At 66.7% G+C, this 26571-nt stretch carries 23 protein-coding genes; 15 read left to right on the forward strand and 8 right to left on the reverse strand.

The genetic code is table 11. The features are described from left to right. Window positions 1–231: 231 nt before the first annotated feature. Window positions 232–2409 (forward strand): DEAD/DEAH box helicase, encoded by a 2178-nt coding sequence (locus CRO50_RS18150; protein ID WP_097147356.1) that lies wholly within the window; start codon window positions 232–234, stop codon window positions 2407–2409. 82 nt (window positions 2410–2491) lie between these two features. Here CRO50_RS18150 and CRO50_RS18155 read toward each other — a convergent pair whose 3' ends face one another. Then, on the reverse strand, window positions 2492–3178 hold the full coding sequence (locus tag CRO50_RS18155; RefSeq protein ID WP_097147386.1) for a GntR family transcriptional regulator: 687 nt from the start codon (window positions 3176–3178) through the stop codon (window positions 2492–2494). A gap of 247 nt (window positions 3179–3425) precedes the next feature. Here CRO50_RS18155 and CRO50_RS18160 point away from each other — a divergent pair, with 247 nt between their 5' ends. The 6 genes from CRO50_RS18160 to CRO50_RS18185 all read left to right on the forward strand — a co-directional run bounded on the left by CRO50_RS18160 (window position 3426) and on the right by CRO50_RS18185 (window position 9590). Further along, window positions 3426–4403: an ABC transporter ATP-binding protein gene (locus CRO50_RS18160; protein WP_097147357.1), complete on the forward strand. Its 978-nt coding sequence runs from the start codon at window positions 3426–3428 to the stop codon at window positions 4401–4403. Between the two features lie 52 nt (window positions 4404–4455). Then, a complete protein-coding gene (locus tag CRO50_RS18165; protein WP_097147358.1) occupies window positions 4456–5727 on the forward strand; it encodes an ABC transporter substrate-binding protein in 1272 nt (423 codons plus the stop codon). Window positions 5728–5876: 149 nt separating this feature from the next. Beyond that, window positions 5877–6731 (forward strand): ABC transporter permease, encoded by an 855-nt coding sequence (locus tag CRO50_RS18170; protein WP_097147359.1) that lies wholly within the window; start codon window positions 5877–5879, stop codon window positions 6729–6731. 3 nt (window positions 6732–6734) lie between these two features. Beyond that, the gene (locus tag CRO50_RS18175; protein ID WP_097147360.1) at window positions 6735–7571 is read left to right on the forward strand and encodes an ABC transporter permease; all 837 of its coding nucleotides are present in this window, start codon (window positions 6735–6737) and stop codon (window positions 7569–7571) included. Continuing rightward, window positions 7568–8248 (forward strand): aspartate/glutamate racemase family protein, encoded by a 681-nt coding sequence (locus tag CRO50_RS18180; protein WP_097147361.1) that lies wholly within the window; start codon window positions 7568–7570, stop codon window positions 8246–8248. The genes CRO50_RS18175 and CRO50_RS18180 overlap by 4 nt, the downstream gene beginning before the upstream one ends. 154 nt (window positions 8249–8402) lie before the next feature. After that, window positions 8403–9590, forward strand: coding sequence for a GAK system CofD-like protein (locus CRO50_RS18185; RefSeq protein ID WP_244904245.1), 1188 nt, complete (start codon window positions 8403–8405; stop codon window positions 9588–9590). On the opposite strand, the gene CRO50_RS18190 is transcribed toward CRO50_RS18185, so the two are convergent. Beyond that, the gene (locus CRO50_RS18190; protein ID WP_097147363.1) at window positions 9530–10372 is read right to left on the reverse strand and encodes a glycosyltransferase family 25 protein; all 843 of its coding nucleotides are present in this window, start codon (window positions 10370–10372) and stop codon (window positions 9530–9532) included. The two genes, CRO50_RS18185 and CRO50_RS18190, sit on opposite strands and share 61 nt — an antisense overlap. Continuing rightward, a complete protein-coding gene (locus CRO50_RS18195) occupies window positions 10359–11969 on the reverse strand; it encodes a glycosyltransferase (protein WP_097147364.1) in 1611 nt (536 codons plus the stop codon). Before CRO50_RS18195 ends, CRO50_RS18190 begins: the two co-directional genes overlap by 14 nt. A 91-nt stretch (window positions 11970–12060) precedes the next feature. Here CRO50_RS18195 and CRO50_RS19985 point away from each other — a divergent pair, with 91 nt between their 5' ends. The 4 genes from CRO50_RS19985 to CRO50_RS18215 all read left to right on the forward strand — a co-directional run bounded on the left by CRO50_RS19985 (window position 12061) and on the right by CRO50_RS18215 (window position 16968). After that, on the forward strand, window positions 12061–13041 hold the full coding sequence (locus tag CRO50_RS19985) for a glycosyltransferase family 4 protein (protein ID WP_179747321.1): 981 nt from the start codon (window positions 12061–12063) through the stop codon (window positions 13039–13041). Between the two features lie 60 nt (window positions 13042–13101). Beyond that, window positions 13102–14418 carry an MFS transporter gene (locus CRO50_RS18205; protein ID WP_097147365.1) on the forward strand — a complete coding sequence of 439 codons (1317 nt, stop codon included), beginning with the start codon at window positions 13102–13104 and terminating at the stop codon, window positions 14416–14418. A gap of 222 nt (window positions 14419–14640) precedes the next feature. Next, window positions 14641–15333, forward strand: a complete 693-nt coding sequence (locus tag CRO50_RS18210; protein WP_097147366.1) for a TetR/AcrR family transcriptional regulator — start codon at window positions 14641–14643, stop codon at window positions 15331–15333. Window positions 15334–15480: 147 nt separating this feature from the next. Next, window positions 15481–16968: an inorganic phosphate transporter gene (locus CRO50_RS18215; RefSeq protein WP_097147367.1), complete on the forward strand. Its 1488-nt coding sequence runs from the start codon at window positions 15481–15483 to the stop codon at window positions 16966–16968. A 458-nt stretch (window positions 16969–17426) separates the two neighbouring features. Here CRO50_RS18215 and CRO50_RS18220 read toward each other — a convergent pair whose 3' ends face one another. From CRO50_RS18220 to CRO50_RS18230, 3 genes are read right to left on the reverse strand one after another with little or no spacing between them, the layout of a single operon-like run. Then, window positions 17427–18455 carry a response regulator gene (locus tag CRO50_RS18220; protein WP_097147368.1) on the reverse strand — a complete coding sequence of 343 codons (1029 nt, stop codon included), beginning with the start codon at window positions 18453–18455 and terminating at the stop codon, window positions 17427–17429. Continuing rightward, window positions 18452–19801 (reverse strand): sensor histidine kinase, encoded by a 1350-nt coding sequence (locus tag CRO50_RS18225; RefSeq protein ID WP_097147369.1) that lies wholly within the window; start codon window positions 19799–19801, stop codon window positions 18452–18454. Before CRO50_RS18225 ends, CRO50_RS18220 begins: the two co-directional genes overlap by 4 nt. Then, the gene (locus tag CRO50_RS18230) at window positions 19798–20193 is read right to left on the reverse strand and encodes a putative pterin-binding protein (RefSeq protein WP_198431766.1); all 396 of its coding nucleotides are present in this window, start codon (window positions 20191–20193) and stop codon (window positions 19798–19800) included. Before CRO50_RS18230 ends, CRO50_RS18225 begins: the two co-directional genes overlap by 4 nt. 508 nt (window positions 20194–20701) lie before the next feature. On the opposite strand from CRO50_RS18230, the gene minC reads away from it, so the two are divergent. Genes minC through minE form a run of 3 tightly spaced genes read left to right on the forward strand, consistent with a single transcriptional unit; the run spans window position 20702 to window position 22619 of the window. Then, on the forward strand, window positions 20702–21385 hold the full coding sequence (gene minC / locus CRO50_RS18235) for a septum site-determining protein MinC (RefSeq protein WP_332835677.1): 684 nt from the start codon (window positions 20702–20704) through the stop codon (window positions 21383–21385). After that, complete coding sequence (gene minD / locus CRO50_RS18240) at window positions 21382–22230, forward strand: septum site-determining protein MinD (protein WP_097147372.1); 849 nt, start codon at window positions 21382–21384, stop codon at window positions 22228–22230. The genes minC and minD overlap by 4 nt, the downstream gene beginning before the upstream one ends. After that, a complete protein-coding gene (gene minE / locus CRO50_RS18245; RefSeq protein ID WP_097147373.1) occupies window positions 22227–22619 on the forward strand; it encodes a cell division topological specificity factor MinE in 393 nt (130 codons plus the stop codon). Before minD ends, minE begins: the two co-directional genes overlap by 4 nt. A 190-nt stretch (window positions 22620–22809) precedes the next feature. Here minE and CRO50_RS18250 read toward each other — a convergent pair whose 3' ends face one another. Then, the gene (locus tag CRO50_RS18250) at window positions 22810–24132 is read right to left on the reverse strand and encodes a mechanosensitive ion channel family protein (RefSeq protein ID WP_097147374.1); all 1323 of its coding nucleotides are present in this window, start codon (window positions 24130–24132) and stop codon (window positions 22810–22812) included. Between the two features lie 315 nt (window positions 24133–24447). Here CRO50_RS18250 and CRO50_RS18255 point away from each other — a divergent pair, with 315 nt between their 5' ends. Continuing rightward, window positions 24448–25845, forward strand: a complete 1398-nt coding sequence (locus tag CRO50_RS18255) for an NAD-dependent succinate-semialdehyde dehydrogenase (protein WP_097147375.1) — start codon at window positions 24448–24450, stop codon at window positions 25843–25845. A gap of 28 nt (window positions 25846–25873) precedes the next feature. On the opposite strand, the gene CRO50_RS20315 is transcribed toward CRO50_RS18255, so the two are convergent. Further along, window positions 25874–26236 (reverse strand): hypothetical protein, encoded by a 363-nt coding sequence (locus CRO50_RS20315; RefSeq protein ID WP_143516959.1) that lies wholly within the window; start codon window positions 26234–26236, stop codon window positions 25874–25876. Window positions 26237–26571: the final 335 nt, after the last annotated feature.

Genomic DNA, 26571 nt, shown 5'->3' on the forward strand with positions numbered 1-26571 from the left:
CGAAATTCGCCCATGAAATGAGCATCAAAGCCCGGCCGCAGCTCCCCGCACCACGGCGGCGCCACCCCGGTCCCGGTCGCATGGAACCGCCGAAAAGGGACAAAATCCCCCTAAATACAGCCTCTGCGGGCAAATTGGCGATATACTTTACCCGCGCGCCCCGTTACAGGGGCGGCTTCCGTCCCGACGAAGCGCCACGAAGGCGCCGATTTCCCATTGGAGCCCCGTAAAATGATCCCCCCCCTCTCCGAGGCGCTGGCCGAGCGCGGCTATGACACGCTGACCGCCGTGCAGGAGGCCGTCTCCGACCCCGAGCTGGTCTCGCAAGACCTTCTCGTCTCGGCCCAGACCGGCTCTGGCAAGACCGTCGGTTTCGGCCTGGCCATCGCCCCCACCCTGCTGGGAGAGGCCACCGAATTCGGCCCCGCCGCCACGCCGCAGGCGCTGATCATCGCACCGACCCGCGAGTTGGCACTGCAGGTGATGCAGGAGCTGCGCTGGCTCTACGGCAAGGCCGGCGCCCATGTGATGGCCTGCGTCGGCGGCATGGACATGCGCCAGGAGCGCCGTGCCCTGGAACGCGGCACCCATATCGTCGTCGGCACCCCCGGCCGTCTCTCGGACCACCTGCGCCGTGGCGCGCTGGACCTGGGCGAGATCCGCGCCGTGGTGCTGGACGAGGCCGACGAGATGCTCGACCTGGGCTTCCGCGAAGACCTTGAGTTCATCTTGGGCGAGGCCCCGGCCGAACGCCGCACGCTGCTCTTCTCGGCCACCGTCTCTCCGATGATCGCCAAGCTGGCCGCCGAGGTGCAGACCGATGCCAAGCGCATCAACCTGGTGACCAAGGCCGAGCAGCATTCCGACATCTCCTACCAGGCGGTGCGCGTCGCCCATTCCGACAGCGACAACGCGATCTTCAACCTGCTGCGTTTCCACGAGGGCGAAAGCGCCATCGTCTTCGCCAACACCCGCGTCGCGGTGAACAACCTCGCCGCGCGCCTCGGCAATCGCGGCATCCCCGTGGTGACGCTCTCCGGTGAACTCAGCCAGGCCGAACGTGGCCACGCGCTGCAGGCCATGCGCGACGGGCGCGCCCGTGTCTGCGTCGCCACCGACGTGGCCGCACGCGGCATCGACCTGCCGAACCTGACGCTGGTCATCCACGCCGACCTGCCCACCAATACCGAAAGCCTGCTGCACCGCTCGGGCCGGACCGGCCGCGCCGGCCGCAAGGGCACCTCGGCGCTGATCGTGCCGCCGAAGGCCGTGCACCGCGCCGAACGCCTGCTGAAATGGGCCAAGATCGAAGCCGAATGGACCCTGCCCCCCTCAGCGCAGGAGATCCTCGAGCGTGACGAGGTCAACCTGATGGAAGACCCCGCCTGGGCCGAGCCGGTGGACGAGGAAACCACCGCCCTCGCCGCCCGCCTGCTGGAGCGCCACGGCGCCGAAGCCGTCGCTGCCGCCTTCCTGCGCCAGCGCCGCGCCAAGCATGCCGCGCCCGAAGAGCTGCTGGCCCCCGATGCCGGCCCCTCCAAGGCGCCGCGCGATTTCGGGCCTGCAAAGTGGTATTCGCTCTCCGTCGGTCGCGCCACCCGCGCCGAGCCGCGCTGGCTGCTGCCCATGGTGCTGCGTGCCACGGACCTCGAAAAGAGCGCCATCGGCGCCATCCGTATCCGCGAAGACGAGACCTTCATCGAAGTGGCCGAGGCCTCCTCGGCGCAGTTCGATGCCGCGCTCGGCGCCGATGGCGAGCTGGCCGATGACATCAAGGCCCGCAAGCTGGATGCCGCCCCCGACCTCGGCCCTTCGGGTCCGCGCAAGGGCGGCAAGCCCGGCGGTCCGCGCGGCGGCTCCTTCGGCGGTCCCCGTGGCGATCGCCCCGGCGGCGACCGGGGTGGCTACCAGGGCAAGCGCAATGATGATCGCGGCGACCGCGGCGACTTCAAGAGCCGTCCCAAGCCGCGCCGCGACTTCGACGACGCACCCCGCGTCGACGATCCCGAGGTGAAGGCCCCCTACAAGCCCCGCAAGGACGCCGGCGCGCCGAAATCCACCGCCCGCGTCTGGAAGGACAAGGGTCCGCGCGACGCAGGCCCCGGTGCCCGCGACGACAAGCCCGGCTTCAAGAAGGCCGGTGGATTCAAGAAGGAAGGCGGCTTCAAGAAAGAAGGCGGTTTCAAGAAGGACGGCCCGAAGAAGGACGGCGGCGGCTTCAAGAAGCCCGGCGGCAAGAGCTTCGGTGACAAGAAGCCAGGTGCCAAGGCCCCTGCGGCCCGGCGTGGCGGCGTGAAGAAGGATGGCACCTTCCAGGGCGCCGGCTTCCAGCGCCCCGATGGCAAGCCTGCTGCCCGCAAGCCCCGGATGACCGCCGACACCCCGCCGCGCCGCAAGCCGCGCGACTGATCGCGGATCTCCTTGAAAAAACGAAGGGCGCCCTCGGGGCGCCCTTTTGCGTTGTCCTGAACGGTGTGCCGCGCCGTCGCGGCTACCGGCCTAGCGCCTCGCGCAGGGATTGCGGGCGCGGCACCAGATTGCGCAGATCCAGCGAGGCCATGAGATCCAGCAGGTGGTTCTTCATCAGCTCTTCCGCCAGAACCCCGTCGCGCGCCTCGAAGGCGTCGATCAGCGCGTGGTGCGCCTGGCTTTCGCACATGGCGGCGCGACGGCGCCAATAGAGCGCGATGATCAGCGAGGACCGCGAGATCAGCTCGGAGACGAAGGCCTCGATGGTGCGCTGATCGGCGACCTGGGCGATGAGGATATGGAACTGGCCCGAGAGGAACAGCGCCCGCCCCGTGTCGCCTTCGCGCAGCGCATCATGCTCGGCGGTGATATGGGCGCGCAGCTCATCCAGCGCCGCGTCGGTCATGCGCACGGCGGCGGAATGGGCGGTGCGTGGCTCCAGCAGCGCGCGGGCCTCGAAGACCTCGCGGGCCTCGGCCACCGTGGGCTGGGCCACGAAGGCGCCCCGGTTGCGCTTCAGCTCGACCAGGCGACGGTAGGAGAGCGCCTGCAGCGCCGCGCGCACCAGCGTCCGGCTGATCCCATAGGCCTCGCCCAGTTCGTCCTCGCCCAACTTGGTGCCGGGGGGGAGCCGATGTTCGTGAATGGCTCTTTCAAGATCGCCCGCGACGGTCTCGCTCGTCCAGGTCTTTGCGTCGCTGGGGGTCATGGCCTCGGTCACAGGTTGCCTCTGTTTCTCTTTTTACGATTCGCGGTGGCGGGAACAAGGCGGACGCGGCGAAGAGCCGTTGTGAACTAAGTTGTATACGATATTGCGCTCAATATTGAAACGATTGGACACAATGCTGCACAAGTTTCGCTCATTCCCAGGTACGACGACCCTCCGGCGGACGTTTTCATGACGATTCCGCAGCGCAGCACCGCAGGCTGATCGCAACAGCCGCAGTGGAGGTAACATGCGCACGGGCTACGATCTTGAACTGGTTCACCTGACCAAGCGCTACGGGGACACCCTGGCCGTGAAAGACCTGAACCATGTCTTCGCGCCGGGCAGCTACGTCTGCTTCCTCGGGCCCTCGGGCTGCGGCAAATCCTCGACCCTGCGGATGATCGCCGGCCACGAGGAGGTCAGCGAAGGCTCGATCCTGCTCGACGGGGCCGATGTCTCGCACCTGGCGCCGGCGCAGCGCGGCACGGCGATGATGTTCCAGAACTACGCGCTCTTTCCGCATCTGAGCGTGCGCGACAACGTGGCCTTCTCGCTGCGCATGAAGGGCGTCGACAAGCCCACCCGTCACGCCCGCGCCAACGAGTTGCTGGAGCTCGTCGACATGACCCACCTGGCCGACCGCCTGCCGGCGCAGCTTTCGGGCGGCCAGCAGCAGCGGGTTGCCCTGGCGCGCGCGCTGGTGACCGAACCCAAGGTGCTGCTGCTCGACGAGCCGCTCTCGGCGCTCGATCCGTTCCTGCGCATCCGCATGCGGACCGAGCTGAAGAAACTGCAGCGCGAGCTGGGCATCACCTTCATCCACGTCACCCACGGCCAGGACGAGGCCCTGGCGCTGGCCGACGAGATCGTGGTGATGAACAACGCCGTTATCGAACAGGCCGGCCCCGCGCGAGAGGTCTGGGCCCGCCCGCGCACCGAATTCGTCGCCCGTTTCATCGGCGGCCACAACGTGCTGGCCCTGCCGCAGGGCAAGGTCACCGTGCGTGCCGATGCCGTGCGCCTGAGCAACGAGGGCCTCGTCGGCGCGACCATCACCGCGGTCGAGTACCAGGGGGCCTCGGTCGCCGTCACCACCCGCACCGAAGCAGGAGACGAGGTCCTGGCATTGCTGCCCGAGGACGCTTTCTTCGCTTCCCCGAAATCCCCCGGCGAGGCCGTGAAGCTCAGCTGGGACGAAGGGCGGCTCCACCGCCTCGAGGGCTGACACGGCCCAAACCAAGACCGAAGAAAATCGGATCAACAGAGAGGAAATCACAATGGCTAAATCAAAGGTCGGCTACACGCGCCGCTCCCTGCTGAAGGCAGGTGGCGCCGCCATCGCCGCATCGACCCTGCCCGCACCAATGCTCTGGGCCCAGGACATCAAGGATATCACCCTGCGCCAGTTCGGCACCGGCGTGTCGAACCTGAACGACGTGGCGATGAAGGTCAAAGAGGATCTGGGCTTCACCCTGGAGATGACCGCGCTCGATTCCGACAGCGTCACCCAGCGTGCCGCCACCCAGCCCGACAGCTTCGACATCGCCGACATCGAATACTGGATCTGCAAGAAGGTCTGGCCGACCGGCAACCTGCAGGCCATGGATGTCAGCAAGATCGCCAATTACGACAAGATCGTCGGCATCTTCAAATCCGGCAAACTGACGCCTGAAAGCGAGATCGCCCAGGGCACCGCGCCCCATACCGTCGGCTTCATCCCCGAGCCCGGCGCGACCACCTTCGCGGATGAGCAGACCAACTGGATGACCCTCATCCCGACGATCTACAACGCCGACACCCTGGGCATCCGCCCCGACCTGATCGGCCGCCCCATCGAGTCCTGGACCGAGCTGCTGAACCCCGAGTTCAAGGGCAAGGCCTCGATCCTCGACATCTCCTCGATCGGCATCATGGACATGGCCATGGTCTGCGAGGCCATGGGCGAGATCCAGTATGGCGACAAGGGCAACATGACGAAGGAAGAGATCGACAAGACCTTCGCCATCTTCACCGAAGCCAAGCGCGCCGGCCAGTTCCGCGCCTTCTGGAAGACCTTCGACGAATCCGTGAACCTGATGGCCTCGGGCGAGGTCGTGATCCAGTCCATGTGGTCGCCCGCCATCACCGCGGTGAAGTCGCGCGGCATCCCCTGCGTCTACCAGCCGCTGAAAGAGGGCTACCGCTCCTGGGGCGGCGGCATCGGCCTGTCGTCCTCGCTGTCGGGCATGGAGCTCGATGCGGCCTACGAATACATCAACTGGTATCTCTCCGGCTGGGTCGGCGGCTACCTGATGCGCCAGGGCTATTACTCGGCCGTTCCGGAAACCTCGAAAGATTACATGTCCGCGAACGAGTGGGGCTACTGGTTCGAAGGCAAGGAATCCACCGACGTCATCACCTCGCCCACGGGCGACGTGCTGGCCCAGGCGGGCGAGACCCGCGACGGCGGCTCCTTCTACGACCGCATGGGCGCCGTGGCCTGCTGGAACGCCGTCATGGACGAGAACCAGTACATGGTCCGCAAGTGGAACGAGTTCATCGCCGCCTGAGGCGGATGAACCAATCGACCTCTTCCTGACGGGCTCCACCCTTTTGCCCCGATGGAAGTGCCGCCTCCCTGTGGCGGTCAACGGTTCGGGGGCGACCGCCCCCGGACCGACTGCAAGACCCCTCCGGCGCTCGGACAGACGAGGTTCCCATGCTGAAAAACAGACATCTCCTGGGGTGGCTCCAGGCCAGCCCGCTGGCCCTGGTCCTGCTGGCCTTCCTGCTGGCGCCCATCGTGATGATCGTGATCGTCAGCTTCTGGGGCGCCACCGAGTTCTCGATCTACCCGGCCTTCCAGTTCGACAACTACGAATTCCTCTTCGGCTCGCCCGTGACCTACAGGGTCTTCGGGGCAACCTTCAAATATGCCTTCATCACCTGGGCGCTGACGCTGTCGATCGGCTTCACCGTTGCCTATTTCCTGGCCTTCCACGTGCGCAGCCAGACCATGCAGATCGCGCTTTTCCTGCTCTGCACCATCCCCTTCTGGACCTCGAACATCATCCGCATGATCAGCTGGATTCCCTTCCTGGGCCGCAACGGCATCGCCAACCAGACGCTGATCTCCTGGGGGCTGATCGACGAGCCGCTGGAGTGGCTGCTCTATTCCGACTTCTCGGTGATCCTGGCCTTCGTCCACCTCTACACGCTGTTCATGGTGGTGCCGATCTTCAACACCATGATGCGCATCGACCGCGCCCTGCTGGAGGCCGCCCGCGACAACGGGGCCTCGGGCCTGCAGACCCTGCGCCACGTGATCCTGCCGCTGACCAAGCCGGGCATCATGATCGGCACGATCTTCGTCGTGACCCTGGTGATGGGCGATTTCATCACCGTGCGCTTCATGTCGGGCAGCCAGCGCGCCAATGTCGGGCGGCTGATCTCCAACGACATCGCCCTGTTGCAATACCCCTCCGCCGCCGCCACCGCCGTGGTGCTGCTGGCCACGGTGCTGATCATGATCGCGGTCATGCTGCGCTTCGTGAACATCCGCAAGGAGCTCTGATCCATGGACCGTCGCCCCCGCAGCTTCTACGTGCTGGCCGCCTTCTTCACCGTCTTCGTGCTGTTCCTCTACGGGCCGATCTTCACCATCGGCATCCTCAGCTTCCAGGGACCGAAGGGCGGGCTGACCTTCCCGATGAACGGGGTGTCCACCCATTGGTTCCGCGACCTCTTCGAGCAACAGGCGGTCGGAGACATCTGGGGGGCCTTCCGGCGCAGCGCCGGGCTGGGGCTGATGGTCATGGTGACCACGGTCGTGGTCTCGGTCATGGCCGGGCTCGCCTTCCGCAAGCGCTTCCGCGGCTCGGGGCTGCTCTTCTACGCGGCGATCACCTCTCTGGTGATCCCCTCGATCCTGGTCTCGCTGGGTGTCGGGCTGATCTTCAACCAGCTGGGGCTGAAGGTACATTGGGCCACCTCCGGCTTCGGCAGCCAGCTGACCTGGACCCTGCCCTTCGGCCTGCTGATCATGTTCGCGGTCTTCAACCGCTTTGACAAGAGCTACGAGGAAGCCGCCCGCGACCAGGGCGCGAGCTCCTGGCAGACCATCCGCTACGTGGTGCTGCCGATCATCGCGCCCTCGCTGATCGGGGTCGGGCTCTTCGGCTTCACCCTCTCCTACGACGAATTCGCCCGCACCCTGCTGACAGCGGGCAGCTACAACACCCTGCCGCTTGAGATCTTCGGCATGACCACCAATGTCACCACCCCGGTGATCTACGCGCTCGGCACGCTGACCACGGCGTTCTCGCTGCTGATCATCGCGGCCTTCTTGCTGGCGGTCTGGGTGTTGGGCAAACGCCGCGCACGCGCGGGCTCTGACGCGGGCAAGGGCGTATGAAGATCGTCTACATCAACCCCAATTCCACCGAGGCGATGACCCGTCACGTGGTCGAGGTGGCCCGCGCCACCCTGCCCGGCGCCAAGGTTCTGGGCGTCACCAACTCCGACGGCCCGGCCGCGATCCAGGGGCCCGAGGACGGCGACGCGGCGGTGCCCGGCATGCTGGCAAGACTGGCCGAGGTGCTGAAGGATGGGGCCGATGCGGTGGTCATCGCCTGTTTCGACGACACCGGCCTGTCGGAGGCGCGCGCCATGGCCCCCTGCCCGGTGCTGGGCATCGGCCAGGCCTCCTACCTGATGGCCGCCGTGCTGGGGCTGCGGTTCTCGGTCGTGACCTCGATGGCGGTCTCGGTGCCGGTGATCCGCGACAATGTCACCCGCTTCGGCTTCTCGGGGATATGCGCCTCGGTGCGGGCCTCGGGCCTGCCGGTCTTGACCATCGACGAGGGGGCGCCCGCAACGCTGGACATCCTGGCCCGCGAGATCTCCAAGGCGCGCGACAGCGACGGCGCGGCAGCGGCGGTCCTGGGCTGCGCTGGCATGGCAGCTCTGAAGCCGGCGCTGGAAGAGCGCACCGGCATGCTGCTGATCGACGGCGTGGCGGCCTCGGCGCAGCTGGCGGCGGCCGCCATCGGCTTTCTCGGCGGCAGCGGCGCGGGCAAGCTGGCCAGCTGAACGCCTGCTGTGACGGCGCGGACCCGGCCATCCGGCGCCTGTCCGCCGCCCATCCCCCGCGCCCCCTTGCGCATCACCGCCCCTTTCGCCGAGGCTGAGGCACTTCGGACCCGGCGCGACCGGGCAGAGCGCCAGGGGAGACGCAATGACGGCCATGAGCCAGCAAGGGGAGACCACCCTGCCGGACGAGCAATGTCTCGACCGGGCGCTGGCCCATCCCGAGACCGGGCCGCGTATCCTCTTCTTCAGCGGGGGCAGCGCGCTCAACGGGATCTCGCGGCGGCTGAAGGCCTATACCCACAATTCGATCCACCTGATCACCCCCTTCGACGGCGGCGGCAGCTCGCAGGTACTGCGGCAGGCCTTCGGCATGCCGGCGGTCGGCGATCTGCGCTCGCGCCTGATGGCGCTGGCGGATGAGACCCTGCAGGGCGAGCCCGAGGTCTATGCCCTCTTCAGCCACCGCCTGCCCGGGCAGGCCCGCAATGACGCCCTCGCACGTGAGGTCTCGGCCATGGCGGCGGGGCAACATGCGCTTGTGGCGGCCATCGCGGCACCGATGCGGCAGCTCTTGCAGGGCCACCTGGCCGCCTTCCTGCTGCGGGCGCCAGAGGACTTCGACTTCCGCAAGGCCTCGGTCGGGAACCTGATCCTGGCGGGTGGCTACCTTGGCCACGGCGGCCAGCTGGCGCCGGTGCTCGAGCAGATGGCGAACATGGTCGAGATGCGCGGCACCGTGCGCCCGGTGGTCGACGAGACCCTGCACCTGGGCGCGCTGCTGCGCGATGGCACGTGGCTGATCGGCCAGCGCCAGATCAGCGGCAAGGAGGTGTCGCCGATCTCCAGCCCGATCCAGAGCTGCTTTCTCTGCGACGAGAGCGGCGCGCGTCCGCAGGTAGACCTGCCCGAGGCCAACCGGAAGCTGATCGAGAGCGCGGATCTCATCTGTTTCCCGCCGGGTAGCCTTTATTCCAGCCTCATCGCCAACCTTCTGCCCAGGGGCGTCGGCCAGGCCATTGCCCGCAGTCGCGCGCCCAAGGTCTACCTGCCCAGCCTCGGCACCGACCCCGAGGCGCTTGGCCATGACCTTTCGGGACAGATCGACGCCCTGTTGACGCCCCTGCGCGAGGATCTGGGGGGCGCAGCGGGTGACGAGATCCCGGCGGGGACCTTCCTGACTCACCTGCTCTGCGACAGCTCCGAGGCCCAGGCCGAAGACACCGCCGCCCGCCACGGGCTGCACTGCCTCAGCCATCCCCTGCGCCAGGCGGAGGCGCCGCGTTACCTGTCCGAACGGGTGGCGCGGATGCTGGTCTGGCTGGCCGGTGATTTCCGCGCCTGACGCATCTCGCGCCCCAGGTGCCACCAGGTGCGCAGCTTCCGGTCGGCGGTCAGCAGCATGCCCTTGAGGCTCCGCCAGCTCACCTTCTTGCGTGCAAGCCGGCGCTCGCCTTCCACCAGCGAGCCGCCCAGTTCATGGCTGACCTCGTCGATGGGGCATCCGGGCACCGACCAGATATCAAGGCCAAGTTCCCAGAAGTACTTCGCATCCTCGTCCACCTGCCGGTAGATCCTACGCCGCGAGAGAAAGCGCTGCGCCCCCTCCCTGGTGATCAGATACGCCACCATGCCGGCGGTCGGAGAGTTCCATTTCACCAGCGGCACCGACCCGACGGTCTCGACGAACGCCGCCGTCCCGCGCCGCTGCTTGCGGAAATCAAAGAGCTTCACCATGTGGCGGCCCTGCCCCAGCACGTTCTCCCAATCGCTGAGCACCTGGCGCACCATGCCCTCGTCGCGGATCGCGTAGTCATCCTCCAGCACCAATGCAGCGGGGGCATTGCTGTCCAGCAAGGTCTGCCAGGCGCGGCGATGACTGATGTAGATAGCGATCTCGGTCCGGGTCAGGCTACGCTTCATGCGCATGCGGTTGGCCCGCTCGTCGTAGAGCTCGTCGATCACCGGGTCCTCGCTCACCGCGCCCATGACCAGGGAGACCGGCAGCTCGGGCGCAATGGCCGCGATCTTCTGCTGCGCCGAGCTCACGCGGGCCGGCGGCGACTTGGCGCAGGTGACCACGAGCACCGGCAAGGCCCCGCAAGACCTGGTGTCAGCTCTGGACATGACGCACCTCTATGTTTGGCAAGCCGACCGGTGGCACCCCGGCATCATGGGCCATGCGCCCGAAGGCTTCCGTCTCGATCAGGCCCTTGTAGGGACGTTCGGCGAAGCCCAGCCCGGCCCTGTGGACCGAGCCATGCACCAGCAGGACGGTGCCCCCGACCGAGGTCAGCTCGACCCTCTCCGCAAAGCGCAGATCGTGCAGGTGCAACCGATGCTCATAGTTTGCCGGCGGCTGGAAGAGGCCATCGAGGAAATACTTGTAGTACTCGGAGTCGCGCGGCCGCCCGTAGTCCAGCGAAGCGTTCATGTCGTAGCTGGGACCTCCGGGGGTGAGCACGCAATCGGGCGTGACGATCTTGGCCTTCGCCGCCAGCAGCTGTTGCAGAAGGTCGTCCGGCGCGGCGCAGACATCCACGTCGAGCCAGAGCACCCAGTCATCGCCATCCGAAAGCCCCTTTCCGATCAGGTGATTGCGCACCGAGGCCAGGGCCGCGCGGCGGCGGAACTGGTGCCGGGGCCGCCAGCGCTCCGCGCGCGGCAGGTCCAGGCCCGTGTCATGGCCCAGGATCTCGATCCCGGCGAAATCCGCCGCCCGCGCCTTCTGGAAGGCCTGTAGCCGGGACCGCGTGTCATCGCGGCTCTCGCCCTCGCAATAGACCAGCCGCAGCTTGTCCTTGGGCCAGTCCAGCGCCTCGATCAGCGCCCAGTGGTCCTTAAGGAAGGGCTCGGCATCGCGCAGCGGGGTGAAGATGGCGATCTGCGGCAGCTCATCCGCAGGCGGCCGCGCCTTCAGCTGCGCGAGATCCAGCGCCTCCAGCGCCTCGGGCCCAAGCGGTGGCACCGGGGATTGACGGGCGACGCGGGCCCGCCGCAGCCGTCCCTTGAGCCGCGAGAAACGCGTCTCTGGCACCTCTGAGAACCAGTTCCCCGCCCAGTTGTGCCGCGACAGGCGCAGCGCGGCCAGATCGCCCGACATGGGGTCTTCTGCAGGCCTGCCGTGGCTGTCGACGGGTGCGAAGAGATGGCAGGAATTCATTGAGAAGTCCTCGGGCACGGACCAGCGCTCGACTGCGGCGGTCAGCAGCACCGGGCCGGTGGAGAGCAGCACGTTCTTGCGCGCCGCGTGGCGGCTGCGCCAGGCCATCTGCGCCAGGTGCAGCCAGAAGGGGTGACCTGCGGGGCTGGCCATGGTGCCGTTGAAGAGCAGCCGCTCGAGGCCGAGCGGCGCCAAGGCGGGCCAGTTTGCGCGGGGCTCTTCACAGAGCACGATCCGCCGCTGCTCTGCCAGGGCGTCCAGCGGCGCCAGGCAATCGGTGTCCATATCGGCGTAGATGCCGCCGAAATGGTGCAGCAGCAGGTAGCGCCCGAGATCGGCACGTTGTACCGCTGTGGGGTAATCGCGGTAGAGCCCGATCAGGTCGGGATATTGCTCCGCGACGAAGGCCTCCAGGTCGGCATCCAGCCAGAGGCGGTACTGCCAATCCGGGTTCAGTGCCTGCCAGCTTTCCGGCGTGCCCTGCCCGTCCTCATAGGTCGGAGAATGCCACGTCTGGTGGATGATACGGGGAATCGACTGAGTGTTCGTGATACAAGTCATTAGTTACAACTATGAAACGCCGGTATCCGGCGCAGACGCACGCAACCATGGCGTTGCCCATACGCTAAGACAATCGGGTGAGTTGTGCCAGTTGGCGGTAAACCAACCGGAGGAAATCCGCCAACCCCTGCCCGAGACCCTCGCCCGCCTGCCCCGCCCCGACCTGGTGGTGATCGAGGGCGTCGCCCTGATGGCCCAGGCCCTTGCCTGCCGCGCCGCCTGGCCCGGCGTGCCGCTGGTCTTCGATTTTCACAACGTCGAAAGCAACCTGCTGCGCCAGATCGACCGCGCCCGCCTGCCCGCGCTGCTGCGCCCGCTTGCCGGGGTGTTTTTTCGCCGCCGCTGGCAGGCCGCCGCAGAACTGGACCGGCAGGCGCTCGAGATGGCCGACCGGGTCTGGCTCTGCTCCGAGGACGACCGCGCCCTCGCGCTCGAGCTCTGCCCCGAGGCGGCCCCGCGTCTGTCGGTCCTGCCCAACACCATGCCCCACTGGTGCGAAGGCGCCACGCCCCGCGACAGCCGCGCCTTCAGCGCACCCGAGGTCCTCTTTGTCGGTCACCTGGGCTATGCGCCCAACAAGCACGCCGCCCGCAGGCTGGCCGCCGACATCCTGCCCGCGCTGCGCAGGGATTTCCCCGAGGCCCGCCTGACCATCGCAGGGCGCAGCCCCAACAGGCGGCTGCGCCGTGACCTCGCCGGGCACGACAATGTCACGCTCGTCGCCGACCCGGCAGAGGTCGCCCCGCTCTATGACCGTGCCGATCTGACGATCCTGCCCCTGACCGAGGGCGGCGGCTCGCGGATCAAGGTGCTCGAGGCGCTGGCCACGGGCTGTCCCATCGTCGCCAGCGCCAAGGCGGTCGAGGGTCTCGCGCTGGAGCCCGGTCGCCACTATCTGCCGGCCGAGAGCGCCGCCGAGGCGGCCTCGGCCACGGCCCGGCTGATGCGGGAGCCCGAGACGAGGGCGCAGCTGATCGCCGAGGGCGCACAGCTGGTCCGGGCGCGCTACAGCCAGGCAACCATAGATCGCCTGGTGACCGAGGACATCGCCCGGCTGCTGCCGAAGCCCTGAGAATTCTCAGCGGGTGCGGAGATTGCCAGCGCAGAGCGGCGAAGCTAGGCTTCGGTCATCATGCTCAGCCTCTTTGCCGACCGCACCTACCGCCATCTCTTTGCCGCCCAGGTGGTGGCCCTGCTGGGCACCGGGCTGGCCAGCGTGGCCCTCGGCCTGCTGGCCTATGACCTGGCCCAGGAAAACGCGGCCATGGTGCTGGGCACGGTCTTCTTCATCAAGATGGTGGCCTATGTGGGCGTGGCGCCGGTCGCCGGGGCCTTCGCAGAGAGGATCAACCGCCGCCGCCTGCTGGTGGCGCTGGACCTGCTGCGCGCGGGCGCGGCGCTCTGCCTGCCCTTCGTCACCGAGGTCTGGCAGGTCTACCTGCTGATCTTCCTGCTCCAGGCCGCCTCGGCGGGCTTCACCCCCACCTTCCAGGCCACGCTGCCCGACGTGCTGCCCGAGGAAGAGCGCTATACCCGCGCGCTCTCGCTCTCGCGGCTGGCCTATGACCTGGAGAACATCGTCTCGCCCAGCCTCGCGGCCCTGCTGCTGGCGGTGGTCAGCTTCGATGCGCTCTTCTTCGGCACCATGCTGGGCTTCCTGGCCTCGGCGGTGCTGGTGGTCTCGGTCGCCCTGCCCTCGCCCGCGCCCTCGGTACCGCGCCGGGTCTACGACCGGATCACGCGCGGCACCCGGATCTACCTGGCCACGCCGCGCCTGCGCGGGCTGCTGGCGCTCAACATGGCGGTCTCTGCCGCCGGGGCGATGGTGCTGGTGAACTCGGTGGTGCTGGTGCGCGCCGAGCTGGGCCTGGGCGCCAGCGCCCTGGCCTGGGCGCTCTTTGCCTTCGGGGCGGGCTCCATGGCGGTGGCGCTGCTGCTGCCGCGCCTGCTCGAGAGGTTCCCCGATCGCCCGGTGATGCTGGCGGGCGCGGGGTTGATGGTCGCGGCCCTGCTGGCCCTGGCGCTCGTCATTGCCACGCTCGCGCTGAGCTGGCCCGCGCTGCTGGCCTGCTGGGTCGTGGTGGGCCTGGGCTATTCCGCCGTGCTGACCCCCTCGGGGCGGCTGCTGCGCCGTTCGGCCCATGCCGAGGACCGCCCGGCGATCTTCGCCGCGCAATTCGCCCTCAGCCATGCCTGCTGGCTGGTGACCTACCCGCTGGCGGGCTGGCTGATGACCGCCTTCGGCGCGGTACCCAGCCTGCTGGTTCTGGCCCTGCTGGCAAGCGCGGGCCTTCTGGCGGCGCTCAGGCTCTGGCCGGCGGAGGACCCGTCCGAGCTGCGCCACACCCACGAGGAACTGCCGCTCGACCACCCCCATGTGCAGGGGCAGCGGACCCATTCCCATGCCTATGTGATCGACGATCTGCACCGGCACTGGGGCACGCCCTGAGGCCTCGCCGCCGCGCGCCCCCTCGACAAACCCGTAAAAGCTGCCCTCACGAGATGTAACCTCGGGTCACGAGCCTCGCCCTGGGGTTGTGGATGACCGGCGGTCAGAATATTGCTGACCGCCGGTCATTTCAGGCGGGGCACCCGGCGCGCGCAGCGGCGCCGAGCCGCTCCTGTTTCAAGGAAACAACCGCCACAAGTCCAGCGGCGGCAAGAGAGGGTCATGCGGATGGTGCAATATGCAACCGGTGCCAAGGAGAAGAAGGCGCGGCAGGAAGACATCCTCGCCGCGGCCCTGTCGCTCTTCCTGGAAGACACCCGCCGCGCACCCTCTGTCGCGGCCATCGCCGCGAAGGCCGGGCTCGCCAAGGGCACGGTCTATCTCTACTTCGACGGCAAGGAGCAGGTCTTTGCCTCGCTGCTGGTGCGCGAGTGGCGCGGCTTCATCGAACTGGTGAAGCGCTACTTCGAGACCGCCAGCGGCACGCCTGAGCGGATCGTGGCGGATTTCATCGCGGGCTATGCGGGCTATATCGCCAGCCACCCCGCGCTGATGCGGCTTGATTCCATGGGCTACGCGGTGCTCGAGCCGAACCTGCCCGAGGACAAGCTGCTGACCTTCAAGATGGAGCTCGCCGCCGTGCTCGACGAGGCCGGCACCGTGGTCGACCGCGCCCTGTCGCTGGAACCCGGCCGGGGCGTCAAGCTGCTGGTGGCCGGTTTCGCCATGACCCGCGGCCTGTGGCAGATCAACGATCTGCCGGACGCGGTGCTGCTCAGCCCCGAATATGCCCTGCACCCCTTCTCGCGCCTCGACTTCGCGCCAGACCTGGTCTGCGCGCTGGTGGACTATTGGCGCGGCGCATGGGGCGACTTCCCCGCGCCCGAGGGGCCCGACCCTCAGGGGCTGCTTTGACGAAGCCGGGGATCGGCGCCACCGAGCGCCCGTCCGACCGAGCATCAAGGATCTCCGCGCACTGCACGAATACGCATGAAACGAGCAAAAAGCTTGTCGTGAGGGGCGATTTTCTCTAGGCCCCTGCCAACCACTCAGGAGGGGCGGATGTCCGACAACAACAACTTCGATCCGAGCCATCTGGAAACGCTCGACCGTGACCTTGGGCGCCTGTCGACCCTGGAACAGGCCACGGGCTATGCCTCTCGCCCCCTGATGGGCATGGGTATCGCGCTGATCTTCGTCGTTTTCGCGGCGCTGGTGGCCGCGCTGATCTTCGGCCAGGCCGACAACAGCTTCATCGTCGTCATCGCCGCCGCCTTCGGTGCCTACATGGCGCTGAACATCGGCGCCAACGACGTGGCCAACAACATGGGCCCCGCCGTCGGGGCCAATGCCATGTCCATGGCCGCCGCCATCGTGGTCGCCGCAATCTTCGAGAGCGCCGGTGCCCTGCTGGCGGGCGGAGACGTGGTGTCAACCATTGCCAAGGGCATCATCGCCCCCGAGAGCATGGGATCTTCGAGCAGCTTCATCGCCGCGATGATGGCGGCCCTTCTGGCCTCGGCGCTTTGGGTCAACCTGGCCACCTGGATCGGCGCGCCGGTCTCGACCACCCATTCGGTGGTCGGCGGCGTCATGGGCGCGGGGATCGCGGCGGCAGGCTTCGCCGCCGTCTCCTGGGGCAAGATGGGCGCGATTGCCGCCAGCTGGGTGATCTCTCCGCTTCTGGGCGGGCTCATCGCCGCCGGATTCCTGTGGTTCATCAAGGCCAATATCATCTACCGCGACGACAAGATCGCCGCTGCGCGCAGGTGGGTGCCCGTGCTCGTAGGGATCATGGCCGGCGCCTTCTCGTCCTACCTGGCGGTGAAGGGTCTGAAGAAGATCGTCTCCATCGAGCTGGGCACTGCCCTGCTGATCGGCCTCGGCATGGCCGTGGCGGCGTGGGTCGTCATGATCCCGGTCATCCGCCACCAGTCGCGCAACCTGGAGAACCGCAACAAGTCGCTCAAGGTGCTCTTCGGCATCCCGCTGATCGTCTCGGCGGCGCTGCTCAGCTTCGCCCATGGCGCCAATGACGTGGCCAACGCTGTCGGTCCCCTGGCCGCCATCGTGCAGGCCTCGGCCACCGGAGACTTCACCCAGGCGGTCTCGATCCCGCTCTGGGTCATGGTCATCGGCGCACTCGGGATCTCTTTCGGCCTGTTCCTTTTCGGGCCGAAACTGATCCGCATGGTGGGCAACCAGATCACCAAGCTGAACCCGATGCGCGCCTTCTGCGTGGCGCTCTCCGCCGCCATCACGGTGATCGTGGCCAGCTGGCTGGGCCTGCCCGTCAGCTCGACCCATATCGCCGTCGGCGGCGTCTTCGGCGTGGGCTTCTTCCGCGAATGGGACACCGCCCGCCGCATGCGCAAGGCCAAGCAGCAGCTTGACGGACCGCCCGAGGTGGGCCCCGAGGAACGCCGCCGCCGCAAGCTGGTGCGCCGTTCGCACTTCATGACCATCGCCGCCGCCTGGGTCATCACGGTGCCCGCCGCAGCGGTGCTCTCGGGTGGGATCTTCCTGGTGATCCAGGGCATCATCGGCTGAGTTCCAGCCCTCGCGCGAATGCCATTACGGCCCCCGGTTGCCCCGCAGCCGGGGGTTTTGCATTTCCGTCACATTGCAATGGGCACCCCATCGCGCAGAGGCTCGGGCCTTAATGTCGACGTTGGGTCAATTGGCGCGCCAGCGCGGTTCCGGCAATTATCCCGAGTTGCAAGAAACACGTTCTGCGTGCAATTCAGCGCGGCCCCAAGGCAGATTGCACGCGTGCCATTGGGCCCGCGCTCCGGCCTTGGCAGACAGGCGGCAGCCCCGTCCAGAACGCCAGGCGGCACAACCCGCCTCCGCCGTGTTGGAGGATGCAAAGCGACGGGCGAATTAAAAGGGGCCGCACGTCATGAACAACGTACGGCCCCTCGGGACGAAAAGACTCAGATACTGAAAGGGGATTGCACTCTCTTAATGGCCCTCAACCTAGTTCAGGCGATGGCGCGGCGCTTCCCCTATTTAGGGGAGGGAATGGCAGAAAGCGACAAAAGCAGCGCCACGAGGTCGGTCTGACGGTGGGTTTCGGTCTTGGCGAAGATGCTCTTGAGATGCGAGGCCACGGTCGCCGGAGAGATCCCCAGCGTCTCGGCAATGGCATCGCTGCGCAACCCGCCGGCCAGCAGGCTGGCGATCCGCGCCTCGGTCGGGGTCAGTCGCAGCGCCTCTCGCAGCAGCGCGGGCTCGGGAGCCACGCGGCGGCCCGGATCGACGATCAGCACCATCAGCGCCGGCGCATCGCTGCCAACCTGCCGCCCCAGCGAAGAGAGCAGCAGGATCGGACCCTGCGCCCGGTCCGGCCGCTCCAGCGGCACCGGTGCCACGGGGGCCTGCGAGGGGTTCCTCGCCAGCGCGGCCTGCAGCGTCTGGCGCAGATGCGGCGGGTCGACCTCGGCATGCAGATGGCTGCACAGGCGCAGGCCGGAGCCCTCCTGGCAGAAGGCGGTGGCGGCGGCATTTGCATGCAGCACCTGCGCCTGGCGGTCGAGCAGCACGATCCCCTGGGCCAGCCGGTCGAGCGCCTGCCAGGCGCCGCTCTCGGCCTCGGAAAGCGCCTTGCGGGTGCGGTTCAGACGTTCGGCCTCGTCGCGCGCCGAGTTCACCCGGCGGACCTGCCGCAGCTGCGCGGCGATGGTGGCCAGCAGGACCTCGTAGTCCACCGGCTTGACGATGTAGTCATCGGCCCCGCGCAGCTTGCCGTCGATCACGTCGCTGCGGTCGCCGAAGGCGGTAAGAAAGAGGAAGGGCACGTCATCCAGATCGCGCCGCGTCTCGCGCAGCTGGCTGAGAAGGCCGCGCCCGTCGAGCCGGGGCATGGCGATGTCGCAGAGGATCAGGTCCGGGCGCAGGTCCTGCATCCGGGCCAGGGCCTCCTGCCCGTCGACCGCCGGAATGGTAAGGTAGCCCGCCTCATTGAGCTCGGCGCAGATGTCGTCCAGCAGGTGCCGCTCGTCCTCGCAGACCAGGATACGGGGGGCGTCGCTCATGTCTTGCTCTCCACGTCTTGCGGGGCCTCGGGCAGGATCAGCGAGAAGAGCGCGCCGCCCTCGGGCCGGGGCCGGGCCTCGATCCGCCCGCCCTGCAGCTCGGCCAGCCTCTGCGCCAGCCAGAGACCGATGCCGGTGCCGCCCGTCGGCGCCCCGGCGCCGCGCTGGAAGCGCTGGAAGAGGCGTTCGGCCTCGGCATCGGTCATGCCCGGCCCCCGGTCGGCCACGGTGCAGACCACCTTGTTGTCCTGTCGCTGCATCCGCACCTCGACCGGCTCGAAGGGCGGAGAATACTTGATCGCATTGTCGATGAGGTTGATCAGGCTGTGCTGCACCAGGTTGGCATCGCACCAGGCCACGAAGCGCTCTTCCTCCAGCGAGAGCGTGATCTCGCGGTCACGGTAGCGGCCCTGCAGCTTCTTCACCATGTTGCGTACCACCGGCGCCAGATCCTGCACCGCCTGCTGCGGCAGGTCCATCTTGTGGTCCATGCGCCCGATCAGCAGCGCCGCATCCACCAGCTGGTCAAGCGAGGCGACCATCTCGCGGATCGTGCCCTGCTTGGCCTGCAGCACCTCGTCCGAGGCCGGCTGCCCGCGCCGGTACAGCCTCTGGGCCGCGGAATCGATCACCGCCAGCGGGGTGCGGAACTGGTGCGAGACCACCGCCGCGAAATCCCGCCAGTGAGAGACCATGGCCCGCTCGTGGTCCAGGTCCTCCTCCAGCCGCATGGACTGGCGGCGGAAAAGGTCTGCCTCGAGCCGGGCGCGCCTGTCGGCCAGGATGCGCCAGCCCAGGTAGATCGCCAGGACCACGCCGAGACCGATGGAGTAGTTCACCTGCGCCATGGCCGTGCGGTAGCGGGTCAGCTGCGTGGTCAGGAGCTCCCATTCCATGACCATGGCCGCATTGGCGGTGCGGTTCAGGGTCCGGGCAAGCGTGGTCGCCTCCTGCCCCAGCTCGGCCTTCTCGGCCGCGCTCAGCGGTCGCAGGGCCGGATCAAGCCGGATCGCCGGCTGAACCGCGGCCTTCACCGTCTCTGCCATCTCCAGCGCCTGCAGGAAACGAAACTGAGGGCCTTCGGTCAGCATGTCGATCCGCGAGCGGAGCAGGTCGTATTGCAGGCCGATCTGCCCCTCGTCATCGGGGTCCTCTGCAAGGACCGCGCGCATTTTCAGCGCCTCGACCTGGGTCTGGCTGATCACCCAGACCATGTTGGTCACCCCGTCAAAGCCCATGGCCTTCTCTGTCGCGCGCAGGCGCAGGTAGCCGAAGATCAGCGCGCCGATACAGACCAGCAGCAGGACCAGCGGGACAAAGGTGCGCCAGAGCGTGCCGAGTGTCATTGCTCTTCGAGGCGTACCAGCTGCCAGACCCAGCGGTAGTCGTAATAGATGTCCTGCAATTCCACGAATTCATCGCGCGGATAAACGATCCAGATTGGCCCCTTGTCGCGGGGGGTCAGGGTTTCCCCATTCATCTCGAGCGCCGCGACCACGTCGTAGCGGGTGAAATCCTCGGCGGGCAATTCGATCTGGTAATCGTTGAGGGCAATGGCGGTCAGGGTTTCCGCGGTGACGCCCGCTTCGGCCAGCAGATCGCGCATGAAGGGCCCGGTGAAGGTCTGCACCCCGTCGGTGACCGAGGTATGGGTCACCAGCTCGTGCTGCGGCAGGGCCAGCAGCCGTTCACGATCGAAGTGCTCTTCCTGGCCCGAGGCGGTTTCGATGGTCAGCAATATGTCTTCTGCGCGGGCAGGAGTGATTGATGCCAAAGCCAGACCGGCCACAAGCAGCATGCGTCGTGAAAAGGTATTCATTTGTTCAGGCGCCTTCAGATACAGCCAGAACCTTAATCCATTGGCAAATACGGGCGCAATTAAGAAGTGATGACAGGAGAATGACGGTATTTTCCGGCAATCCCCCTGTGGCCACTAAATACCGGGCCGGGCCACCCGCGCCCAGAGGCCCACGCCGCCGCGCGCCCCGGTCGGTGATCCGGGACTGGCGGGCTCCGGGTGGTGAGCGGATCGCCTCCTAGCCGGTACCGTCCGGTAGCAGAAAGCCGCGCAAATCTCGGCGCTGATGTGCAAGGCGATACAGGCGGCGCGCGAACCGGACTACGAGGGCAAAAAACAGCGCGGGCAATTCGCGCCACGGGACGAGAGCAGGAGCACATTCCACGTGCCAGGACAACAGACAGACGGCCGAAGCGGGCGCGCTTCGGTAGCGGCGCGGCCATTCCAGGTGCGCGGCAGGTTCATCACCGCGATTGCGCTACGGCTCGAGACAGAGAGCCTGGACGAGGGCTTCTATGCGCTGCTCGACGAGCAGCTGCGCAGCGCACCCCAGCTCTTGCTGGACGCGCCGCTGCTGCTGGACCTCGGCAAGGTGCCGGACCTGACCGACGCAAGCCAGCTCAGGGGGCTGCTGGAAGAGCTGCGCGCCCGCAAGCTGCATGTCTTCGGGGTCGAGAATGCCAGCGACGCGCAGCGCCCCCTGGCAAAGGAGCTGGGGCTGATCCCGGTGCTCGTCGGGCGCGACGCCCCGGTCGAGAAGACCGGGGGCGACCGACGCCGCAAGATCGAGAAGCTGCTGCCGCCAGAGAACATCCTGCTGACCGAGCCGGTGCGCTCGGGTCAGGTGGTGGTGGCCGAACGGGGCGATCTGACCGTGATCGGATCGGTCTCTTCCGGTGCCGAGCTTGTCGCCTCGGGCAATATCCATGTCTACGGCACATTGCGCGGGCGCGCCTTCGCCGGTGTCTACGGCGACGAGACGGCGCGGATCTTCTGCCAGCGCCAGGCGGCCGAGCTGCTGGCCATCGCGGGGATCTACAGAACCAGCGAGAGCATTGGCGACGACATGCGCGACCAGTGCCTGCAGGTGTTTTTGAAGGATGACGGTTTGAAACTGGAGGCGGTCACATGACGACGCAAATCAAGGAGGCGGCCCCCTTGGGCAAGATCATCGTGATCACCTCGGGCAAGGGCGGTGTGGGCAAGACCACCTCCGCCGCGGCGATCTCTGCCGGTCTGGCGAAGCTCGGCCACAAGACGGTGGTGATCGACTTCGACGTGGGCCTGCGGAACCTCGACATGATCATGGGCTGCGAGCGGCGCGTGGTCTTCGACTTCATCAACGTCATCCAGGGCGATGCGAAGCTGAGGCAGGCGCTGATCAAGGACAAGCGCCTGGATACGCTCTCGATCCTGCCGACCTCGCAGACACGCGACAAGGATGCGCTGACCATGGAGGGGGTCGAGGCGGTTCTGGAAGAGCTCAAGCAGGAGTTCGACTACATCATCTGCGACAGCCCGGCCGGGATCGAGCGCGGCGCGCAGCTGGCGATGTATTTCGCCGACGAGGCGGTGGTGGTCACCAACCCCGAGGTCTCATCGGTCCGCGACAGCGACCGGGTGCTGGGCCTTCTGGCCAGCAAGACCCGGCGTGCGGAAAGCGGATCTGAAGAGCCGGTGAAGGCGCAGGTCCTGCTGACCCGCCACGACCAGGGCCGGATCGACCGGGGCGAGATGATGACGGTGGAGGATGTGCTGGACATCCTGGCCGTGCCGCTTCTGGGCATCATCCCAGAAAGCCAGGCGGTGCTGCGGGCCTCGAATGTCGGCACGCCGATCATCCTGGACGAACCCTCGGACGCGAGCCGGGCCTACCAGGACACGGTGCCCCGCCTGACGGGCGAGGAGGTCGAGATGCGCATCGGCAACGAGCGCAAGGCCGGCCTGTTCCAGCGGCTCTTCGGACGGTCGGCATGAGCCTGTTCGGTTTTGCCTTCAAGCCCCGCCGCGCCAAGACCGCCCAGACCGCCAAGGACCGGCTGCAGTTGCTGCTGGCCCATGAGCGCGCCAGTGGCGCCCCCGAAGTCGACTTCCTGCCGCAGCTGCAGGCTGACCTGCTGGCCGTGATCCGAAAGTATGTCACCGTCGACGAGAAGGATGTCGAGGTGAAGATGCAAGGCGAGGACGGCATGTCCTGTCTTGAGATCAACGTCGAGATGCCAGCCCGCGCCAAGGCCGAGGAGAAGTCCAGACCCAAGGCCGATGCCGGCACAGGCGCGAAGGCAAACGCCAAGGCCGACACAAAGGCAGGTGCCAAACCGGCCAGCGCAGCAAAGACGGCGAAAGCGGGCGGGCCAAAGGCCTAGGCTCCGCTCCGCCGCCTCCTGCCCGGCTGTTCCAGAGCTGAAAGAAACTGGCCCCCTTCCGAGCGCGCCCGGACCAGGAGCCGGGGCGCGCCACGTCGCGCGGCAGAGGTCTGGTGCAAGCCCTTCGTGTCGATGCCGGACCTCGGGCCGGGGCTGACATGTCCCGCAGCCAAGGGCAGAGAGCGTTCGGCTACTCGCGCGGCGCGCCCTTGGCGAGCAAGTCGTCGTGGTCCTGGCGCTCGGCGTCGACAAGGGGGATCAGCGCCGCTTCTTCCGACTTGTGGACCGAGGGCTCCGGTGATGCGGCGGGCGACTGCGGCACCGGCGCCTTGCGCGGCGGCGGTTCCGAAGGGGCTGTCGGCATTCCCGCCCCTTCCAGGCGGATGCGATAGGTCGTGTCCGGAATCGCCACGCCAGCCTCTTCGATGGCGGTCTTGACCAGGCGGATGGCATCCCCGCGTGCCGGGGCAAAGCCGGTCGCCGTCTGGTCGACCCAGCCGGTCACGCGCAGGATCGCGCCGGATTCGGTGATGTTCTCGATCCAGACCAGCTCTTCCGGGTCGTCCAGCACGAAGGGCAGCGCCTTCAGCGTCGCCTGTGCCAGGCTGCGCGTCGCCTCGAGATCCGCGTCGGGGTCGATGCCGATGTCGAACATGAACCGCCGCGCGGGATACTGCGTGTAGTTCACGATCTTGCCCTTGAAGACAGTCGCGTTCGGGATGCGGATGTGATTGCCGTCGAGTGACAGCAGGATCGTCGCGCGCGAGGTCAATCTGATCACGCGGCCGACGTCGCCCTCGATCTCCACCAGGTCGTTCGGGCGGAAGGGTTGGCGCAGGCTCAGCATGACGGAGGCCACGAAGTTCTCTACCGTGTCGCGGACGGCAAAGCCGATGGCCAGGCCGATGATCCCCGCAGCGCCAAGGATCGTGCCCAGCAGGGCCGCCGCCCCGACGACATCCAGCGCAACCACGATGCCGACGATCCCCGAGGCCACGCGGAACGCCTGCCGATAAAGCTCGGCGATGAAGGCATTGGGCGAGATGCGGTCCCAGAACCGCATGCGTGCGACCAGGAAGCCTGCCGCGACGATCGCCAGGAAGGCCGCCAGCGCCAGAAGCAACAAGGGCAGCCGGGAGATGAGCCTCTCGACCCGCGACCGAAAGCGGTCAACCGCCGGGTTGATCTGATTGGCGAGGTCGTCCGAGGCCGTGAGCCTGTTGTTCACCGCAACGACGCCCTCGAGACGCTCGGCAATGCTCTCGGCCTTCTCGCTGATGGATGGGTCCGCCACATCCCCCGCAAGCGAGATGACCCCCGCCTCGACGCTGACCGTGATGCCGTCGAATTCGAGGGCCTCGAGGATGGCGCGCAGGCGGGTCGCGACGGCCGTGTCGTCCGGCACGTCCTCGACCGCAAGCCTGGGCAAGGTATCTCCTTCGGTCACGGCATCCTGGGCCAGGACCTGGAAGGGGACGAGTATGAGGGCGAGGCAAAGAAGGACTTTGTTCATATCTCATTCAAATAGCTTGTTCCCTGGGTGCGCCAACAGAAAACGCAAACGATCGATCGACCAGGGGCCTGAAAGACCGCATGGGCAGCGCTCTGGCAAGGCGCCGGAAACACGGGCACCGGCCGCACCAAGGAGCGCCCGGTTCAGCAGCCGCTGAGCCCCGGTCTGTCCATCGGCGCAACGGATGCATGAGAAGCAGCGCCCTTCCGGGAGGGGCCCAGATCACGGAATGGGCATGGCGCGTGACAGGCTTTCGATGGAACGACGAGGGGAAGAGGACGTTGATCACCAGACATCATCCCTGGAGTATTCATCATGAAAGACTCGAACAGCAGCGATCACGCCCTGGTCACCGTCAACCCGGCAACCGATGAGGCGCTCGAAACCTATCCGCTCATGAGCGATGCAGAAGTCACCTCGTCCCTGGAAGCCTGCCATGCGGCCTTCGCCGACTGGCGGCTGAAGTCCCACGCTGAGCGCGGCCAGGTCCTGGAAGCCATCGGCCGCAAGCTTCGTGAGCGCAAGGAAGACTTCGCGCAGCTCATGACACGCGAAGTCGGCAAGCGCCTTCAGGACAGCCGGGATGAAATCGACCTCTGCGCCGCGATCTGCGACTGGACCGCCAAGGCCGGGCCGGACGTTCTTGCCGATGAAGAGCGCAGCCTGCAGGACGGCCGCAAGGGCGTCATCACCTATTCGCCGATCGGCGTGGTCTACGGCATCCAGCCGTGGAACTTCCCGGCCTACCAGGCAGTGCGCTACGCCGTCGCCAACCTGATGGCGGGCAACGGCGTCCTGCTCAAGCACGCCGAGATCTGCACCGGCTCTGGCCTGTTCCTGCGCGACATCTTTGAAGAGGCCGGCCTGCCGAAGAACCTCTTCACCGTGATGCTGATCGACCATGACCAGTCCGACGAGCTGATCGCCCACAAGCTGGTCCGTGGCGTCACCATGACCGGCAGCGCAAAGGCCGGCAGCATCATCGCCGCGAAGGCCGGCGAGCACCTGAAGAAGACGGTGATGGAGCTTGGCTCCAACGACGCCTACCTGGTGCTGGAAGACGCTGACCTGGAGCTTGCGATCAAGACCTGCGTGGCGGGCCGGATCTACAACAACGGCCAGACCTGCGTGAATGCCAAGCGCTTCATCGTGGCCGACAAGGTCTATGACGCCTTCATCGACGGCTACGTCAAGGCAATGGACGAGGTGAAGCTGGGCGATCCCACCAAGGACGACACCGACCTTGGCCCCATGGCGCGCGCGGATCTGCGCGACACGCTGCATGAGCAGGTCGAGGAGTCCGTCGCCAAGGGTGCCAGGATCGCCGTGGGTGGCAAGATGCCCGAGGGCAAAGGCTGCTACTACCCCGCCACCGTCCTGACGGAAGTCGCGCCGGGCCAGCCGGCCTATGACGACGAACTCTTCGGGCCGGTCGCCTCGGTGATCCGTGCCAAGGATGACGAGGATGCCATGCGCATTGCCAACGACAGCCGCTACGGCCTTGGTGGCGGCATCTTCAGCAAGGATGAGGCGCGCGCCCGCGAACTTGCCAAACAGCATTTCGACACCGGGATGGTCTTCATCAACCACTTCAACCTTGCGACGCCCGAGATGCCCTTCGGCGGCGTGAAAGACAGCGGCTATGGGCGTGAGCATGGTGGGTTCGGCATGACCGAATTCGTCAATGCCAAGGCCATTGCCCTGCCCGGTTGAGCGTCTGAGCGGGGGCCACGGCCCCTGCTCACCCATCCATCGGCACGTGGTTGGCATGGGCGAACTGCAGCACCCTCGGCGGACCCCTCACTGCGGCCCTGAAAGTCGGCGCATGTCTGGTTCGATCCCATTGCAAAAGGTGCTGCATGATACAAAAGAGGCGGGTTTGGTCACTCCCCGCCTTCTGTCCGTAGCGCCAGACTGCTTTTACAATCTTCCCATTTGGCGGCGTCGCAATAAGCCCAACCAATCTATCTGAAACTTCGACCGCTTTCGCTTGATCAGATAGGGCAAGTGAGGCTGCATATACTCTTCCGAAGATCGCATGTACTTCGACGGGCAATGTCCAGAAGCGCGCATCTTCAACGGCCACTTTGTAAACCTCAGCCAATTCGGCTTTCCTCGCAACGATCAGATACTAAAGGAAATCTGCCAATTTCTCACGCCAAGCATGAGCGTCATATTTTTCATCTTGGCTATCAAGCATTCCGTTGAGCGATTTCAAAAGAAGGTCTGTGTTCTTTCTCTTAATCCCTCGCTCACACTCGCTTTGCTTCCCTTTCACTGCCACCGACGTACGCTGCCCAGGACCGAACACTAGCGGTCTAAGATCCGGAAAACACGCCGCCAGTGACGTGCTCCCCTGAAAAGTCCGCGGTTTGAAGTTAGCCTGTTCTCCAAACGAGGAGACAGACGATGCGGAAAAGCCGTTTCAGCGAAGAGCAG

Source organism: Pseudooceanicola antarcticus, from assembly GCF_900215355.1.
In the GTDB taxonomy this organism is placed as follows: Bacteria; Pseudomonadota; Alphaproteobacteria; order Rhodobacterales; family Rhodobacteraceae; genus Pseudooceanicola; species Pseudooceanicola antarcticus.